This window comes from Paenibacillus darwinianus (assembly GCF_000598065.1).
GTDB classification, from domain to species: Bacteria; Bacillota; Bacilli; order Paenibacillales; family Paenibacillaceae; genus Paenibacillus_I; species Paenibacillus_I darwinianus.
In genome coordinates, this window is the sequence record NZ_KK082193.1 from 69,695 (window position 1) to 76,103 (window position 6,409).

Sequence of the window (6,409 nt, forward strand, 5' to 3'; positions counted from 1 at the left end):
TCCCATCTCTATTCGATCTCCCGCTATTATATCATATTTCTCTTGGCCTATATCAACGGGATCGCGACAGAAAAAAACCACCTCTTAGAAGGTGGTTTGAGGAATAGAGGCAACCGGCGCCGAGGCGTGCGATCCAGGCAGGGGTATCGTTTGTTCCATGAGCTGGCGCAGCTTCCATATGACCGACTCTTGCGTCTGCTCGATCGAATCGAGCGTCAAGATTTCACCGGCCTTGACGGACCGGGTCATCACCTGGGATTGGACCAGGCCGATCGGCAAGCCGTTCGCGGCTTTGGAATCCGCAGCCGTCATGATGCGGCCGTATACCGTGAAGCCGCCGAGTCCGTCCAGCCGGTCACCCGGATTCAGGTCCTTTTTCGCAACCGCGACCGTTTCCGCCACGAGCCCCTTCCACGGGGCAATGGTCTGCTCGCCGAAGAAATAGGCGTTCGCCACGGACAGCGGCGTCTCCAGACTGGTCAGATGGTACGGGCGGAACAGCACGTAATTCGGCCCTTTCCCCATCTTCAGGTACGTCATCTCGCGGCGCACTTCTTCCTTCTCCGATGTCACGATCACGAATACGCCCGGCGCCACGCCGTTGACATACTCGACGATGCCGTACTTGTCAAGGATGCCGCCTTCGGTTTTCAGCCGCAGCACATCGGTCAGCTGGCTGACCGTCGCCTCCGGCCCATGCATGCCCGCCACGTCCGGCACGAAGCCCGTTGCGTTGGCCACCGCTGTCATCTCGATCATCGTCTTGGTTCCGTCCTGGAACGAAGCGATCATCTTCGGGTTGGCGCCCACTGAGAGCGCCGCCTCCCTTGCGGAATCCGGCGTCGCTTGCAGGTTCAACGGATTGTTCTTACCCTTGCCGATCGCCAACACCTCAAAACCGAGCGTCTCCGCAAACTGATACAGTTCCATCACCGCCCCGGGCTCATCGCCCGCCGCGCCCGTGTAAACGATACCCGCGGCGGAGGCCATCCGGTTGAGCAGCGGCCCCACGGTCACGTCAGTCTCCACGTTCAGCATAACAACGTGCTTCTTAGCCAGGATCGCTTTCCATGCGATTTCGGCGCCGACGCTAGGCACGCCCGTGGCGTCGACTACGACGTCCACCTGCTGCAATGCCAGCAGCATGTGCATGTCGCCTGTCACCACGACGTTCCCTTGGGCGATGGCCCGGTCAGCCTTCTCCAAATCGCCGGTCTCGACGATTTGGCCGGCCGGAATGCCGGCGTGGAGATACGCATTCATTGCGTTCTGCGGCCGTACGTCCGCAGTCGCGACGACGCGCATGCCGTTCATGCCCTCGATCTGCGAAACCATACCGCGTCCCATCTGTCCCGCACCGATCAATCCTACGCGAATGCAGCCTCCCTGGCGGGCAAGCTCCAACAATCGTTTATTGAAATTCATAAACGCACCCATCCCCTATATTCATAATGTACTTATAAAACCGGTTCTGCGTTCCAGACAAAGTTGATCAATGGTTCACGCTAAGTCCCAGCCACCCGTTGGCCGCTTCGTTCAGCGACTCCGAGACGGTCGGGTGAGGGTGGATCAGGTTCGCCCATTCGTGCACCGTGCCTTCCAGATGGATAAACGCGGAAGCGGTGGTGATCATCTCCGTGACATGAGGGCCCACCATCGTAACGCCGATGATTTCGCCGTACTTCTCGTCAGCCACCAGTTTCACGAATCCACCGGTTTCATCCATGGAGAGCGCTTTGCCGTTGCCTTGCAGCGAGTAGATCTCCACCTTCACTTGCAGTCCACGGTCGCGGGCCTCCGCTTCAGTCAAACCCACGCTGGCGATCTCTGGATGCGTGTATATGCAGCGCGGCACAACTTTATAATCGATCTTCTCCTGCCGGCCGGAGGCATTGGCCGCAGCGACAAGCCCCTCCGCACTTGCAACGTGAGCAAGCTGCCAGCCCCCAATCAGGTCGCCAACCGCATAAATGTTCGGAATGCTCGTTTCCAGGTGTTCATTCACCTGTACAAAACGGCCGTCCATGGCCAACGGCAGTGCGTCCAATCCAGACAGGTTGGGCTGCCGGCCGACCGCGACGAGAAGAATATCCGAGGCGATCACCGACGTGCCGCCCGCCTGCTCGACCTTTACTGCAGCTCTCTCCGCTTCCGGTTGGGCGGCTGTCACCTTGGCGCCGGTCAGCAGGGTGACGTTCCGTTTCTTGAGCGCTTTTGCCAGCTCGCGGGAGGCCGCTTCATCCTCCATCGGCACGATGCGCCCGGCCGCCTCGATAACTGTCACTTTGGTGCCAAGGGCGGAGAACATGGCGGCAAATTCGACGCCGATGACACCGCCTCCGATGATCGTAAGCGAGTTCGGAATCCGATCGAGATCGAAAATCGTGTCGCTCGTGTGATAAGTCACGTCTTCCAGCCCCTCGATCGGCGGGACAAACGGCTTTGACCCGTTCGCCAGGATGATCTTGGAGGATGTAACCTTCGTCTCCGCCCCCATGGTGCCGGATACTTCGATTACACCCGCCGAAACGACCTTCGCCCAGCCTCGGATGTGGGAGACTTTGTTTGCCTTCAGCAGACCTGCGATACCGCCGCGTAGCGTTGCCACCACCTTCTCCTGCTTGGCAACCATCTGACTCCATTCCAGCGTGATGCTGTCCGAGCCAATGCCCCACTCCACCGCTTTACGAACCGTTTCGACCATCCCTGCGGCATTCAGCAGTGTTTTCGTCGGGATGCACCCGCGATTCAGACAGGTGCCTCCCAGCTCGGAGCCTTCGATCAGGACGACGGACAATCCGAGTTTTGCGGCGCGTATTGCGGCAACATATCCGCCTGGACCTCCGCCGATAACGGCGACATCATATGCGTTCAAAGGATTCAACCCCTCAAATCAATAATTGGAACGGCTTCTCTAGCACATTCTTCAGTTCAGTCAGGAAAGCGGCAGCAGGAGCTCCGTCGATTACTCGATGATCGAAGCTCAGGTTCAGCGTCATCACGGGAGCGACGGCCAACTGGCCGTCCTTTACCACCGGTCGGTCCTGGATCTGACCGACCCCCAGAATCGCGACCTCCGGCTGGTTAATGATCGGGTTGAAGGAGTCGACCGCGTATTTCCCCAGATTGCTGATTGTAAATGTACCGCCGAAGAAATCCTCCGGCTTGAGCCGGTTATCTCTCGCTTTAGCTGCCAACTCCTTGGACGCACGGACCAGATCCGCCAGGCCAAGCGTTTGGGCACGTTGAATGACCGGAACGAGCAGGCCGTCCTTTACCGCCACTGCCAATCCGATATTCACGTCCGGTTGCAGAACCACTGCTTCTCCTGACCATCTCGCGTTCAGAGAGGGATGCCGGCCGAGACAAACAGCAGCAGCCTTGACAATGATTTCCGTATGGGAGAGCCGATTCCCCGTCTGTTTCTCGATTTCCGGAAGCAGCTCGGCGCGGAGCGACTGGACATTCGTCATGTCGACAGTCGCCGTGATCGTGACATGCGGCGCGGTAAAAGCGCTTTGGGACATCCGAGTGGCGATGATCTTGCGCATGCCCTGCAGCTTGATCATCCTGTCTGCCGCCGCAGCCGTCTCTGCGCCTGCGGTTGCTGCAGGTACAGCGGCTTGTTCCACATCCGCGTGCAACACTTTGCCGCGCTCACCGCTTCCCGCGATACTGACCAGGTCCACTCCGCGATCCTCTGCCACCCTCCTCGCGAGCGGCGTGGCACGAATGCCGGATTCGGAAGCGAAATTTTCGACGTCCGCCTTGTGAATCCGCCCGTTCTCTCCGCTTCCCGGCACACTTCGCAATTCCACGCCGCGTTCCCGGGCTGATTTACGGGCGGCCGGCGTAGCGCGCGGCTTCCCGTATTCCGGAACGGCAGCGTTCTGTCGCGCCCCGCCAGGAACCTCGGCGGCGGCCGTCGGTTTATCACCTTCCTCCGTCTCCTCTCCGCCTTTGACCAATGGCGGAGCATCCGGCGCCTGATCGCTCGCTTCGCCGATGTAACCGATCACCAGATTCACGGGCACCACGCTGTCCTCGGCATAATATTTTTTCAGAAGAATGCCGGTGTGATAGGCTTCCACCTCAATATTGATCTTGTCTGTCATGACCTCGAGCAGCACTTCGCCCTGCTTGACCGGGTCACCCTCGTTCTTGAACCATTGAATGATCGTTCCTGTTTCCATCGTCATGCCGAGCTTAGGCATGAACACTTCGTTCAGCATAAATGCAAGGCCTCCCTGTAGCTTACTTGAACGTCGCCTTCACTGCGCGGACGATATCCTCAACCTGGGGCACGGCGCTTTTCTCCAGAATCGGGTTGTACGGAATCGGCACTGCCAGTCCGCCCAGCCTCTGGATCGGAGCGTCAAGATAATCGAAAGCTTCGCTCTCGATCACCTGGCTGACGATTTCCGCGCCGTAGCCTCCCCGCTTGACTGCCTCGTGCACAACGACCAGGCGTCCCGTCTTTTTGACCGATTCCGCAATTGTCTCGATATCCAGCGGCACAAGCGTGCGTGGGTCGACGACCTCCGCTTCGATGCCGTCTTGCTTTAATTGCCCCGCAGCCTCCAGCGCCTTATGCACCATAATTGAGGTGGCGACCACCGTTACGTCTTTTCCCTGCCGTTTGATGTCGGCCTTGCCGATCGGAAGCGAGTAGGGTTGTTCCGGCACATCCGCTTTGGTCCGATACAGGAGCTTATGCTCATAAAAAATAACCGGATTGTCGTCTTCAATAGCGGCGCGCAGCAGACCCTTGGCGTCGTAAGCCGTCGACGGTTGAATCACTTTCAACCCGGGAATATGCGTCATCCACGCCTCCAGGCTTTGCGAATGCTGAGCGGCGGCTCCCGTTCCGGATCCCGCCGGCGTCCGGAGCACCATCGGCACCTTGGCCTTGCCGCCGTACATATATCGGATCTTGGCCGCCTGATTGACGATTTGGTCGGTCGCAATCGTGATGAAGTCGGAGAACTGCAATTCAAGAATCGGTCGCATGCCCGTCAGGGCCGCTCCCACAGCCGCACCTGAAATTCCGGATTCCGAAATAGGCGTGTTCCGCACGCGCTCCGCGCCAAATTCTTCAATCATGCCTCTCGTGACGCCGAAAGCGCCTCCATACACCCCTATGTCTTCCCCCATGATAAACACGTCGTCGTTCTCTCTCATCATTTGGGACATCGCTTCCCTGACAGCTTCCAAATAGGTAATTTCCCTCATTTTCCAGCTTCCTCCCGGACGATTGTTTAGGCGAATACGTCTTCCTCAAGCGTATCCGGAGACGGCATCGGGCTTTGTTCCGCAAATTTCACGGACGCTTCTATCTCCTCCAATGCCTTCAAACGAGATTTCTCCAACTCTTCCGGCGTGGCGATCTTATCGGCGACCAGACGTTGGGCCAAGTGCGTGATCGGGTCCTTCTGCTCTCGCCACATTTGCTCTTCTTCTTTTGTCCGGTACTTCTTGGCATCGCTTTTGGAATGGCCCTTCCAACGGTAAGTTTTCGCCTCGATCAGGGTCGGCCCTTGTCCCGCGCGAGCTCTGTCGACGGCAGCCGAGGTTGCTTGCATAACGGCGAAAATATCATTGCCTTCAACGACATGGCCCGGTATGCCATAGGACATGGACCTGTCGGCAATGTTCTCAACGCCGATCATTTCTTTGGCCGGGCCGGACATGCCGTACTGATTGTTTTCGCAGAAGAACACCACGGGAAGTTTCCAAATTGCGGCCAGGTTGATCGCTTCATGGAAGCTGCCCTCGTTGCTCGCCCCGTCCCCGAAAAAGCACAGCACCACGTAGCCGCGGTTTTTCATCTTCGAAGTCAATGCCGCGCCCGCAGCGATCGGGATACCGCCGCCTACAATCCCGTTTGCTCCCAAGTTGCCCTTGTCAACATCCGCAATGTGCATCGAGCCGCCTTTGCCTTTACAGTAACCGGTTTCCCGGCCGAACAGCTCCGCCATCATCCGGTCGGCGCTCGCTCCCTTGGCGATGCAGTGACCGTGTCCGCGGTGCGTACTGGTAATCATATCGATGTCCTTGAGCACGGCACAGGCGCCGACAGCCGTCGCTTCCTGCCCCACACACAGATGTGTCGTGCCGTGGATCAGCCCTTTGGCGAAAAACTCATCCACCTTCTCGTCAAAATAGCGGACAAGCCACATCTGGCGATACAGCTCCATCAGCTTCTCCGCAGAAAGCCGCGTTGTCTCGTTTAATGCGATGGACATGAATAGCCCTCCTTCAATTGTAGAAATAAAGATGCCGATGGGAATTTGCTGCGCAGCCGATCAGGCTCCCGTGTCGTTCCCACCGCATCACGCTCCTCTCCGTACTTCTAAACACCTTTTACAACCCTTAACTGCATACAATATAACATGTATTTTTACATTTG

The 6,409-nt window shown here is 57.9% G+C and carries 5 protein-coding genes; all 5 read right to left on the reverse strand.

Annotated elements, in window-relative coordinates:
* Nucleotides 1–84 precede the first annotated feature (84 nt).
* On the reverse strand, nt 85–1,425 hold the full coding sequence (locus BG52_RS12650; protein WP_051587800.1) for an NAD(P)H-dependent oxidoreductase: 1,341 nt from the start codon (nt 1,423–1,425) through the stop codon (nt 85–87).
* A gap of 67 nt (nt 1,426–1,492) precedes the next feature.
* Entirely contained in the window at nt 1,493–2,875 is a 1,383-nt protein-coding gene (gene lpdA / locus BG52_RS12655; RefSeq protein WP_036583480.1) for a dihydrolipoyl dehydrogenase, read from the reverse strand.
* A 13-nt stretch (nt 2,876–2,888) separates the two neighbouring features.
* A complete protein-coding gene (locus BG52_RS12660) occupies nt 2,889–4,232 on the reverse strand; it encodes a dihydrolipoamide acetyltransferase family protein (protein ID WP_036583478.1) in 1,344 nt (447 codons plus the stop codon).
* A 22-nt stretch (nt 4,233–4,254) separates the two neighbouring features.
* Nucleotides 4,255–5,232, reverse strand: coding sequence for an alpha-ketoacid dehydrogenase subunit beta (locus BG52_RS12665; RefSeq protein ID WP_036667376.1), 978 nt, complete (start codon nt 5,230–5,232; stop codon nt 4,255–4,257).
* Nucleotides 5,233–5,258: 26 nt separating this feature from the next.
* Nucleotides 5,259–6,245: a thiamine pyrophosphate-dependent dehydrogenase E1 component subunit alpha gene (locus tag BG52_RS12670; RefSeq protein ID WP_036584907.1), complete on the reverse strand. Its 987-nt coding sequence runs from the start codon at nt 6,243–6,245 to the stop codon at nt 5,259–5,261.
* Nucleotides 6,246–6,409: the final 164 nt, after the last annotated feature.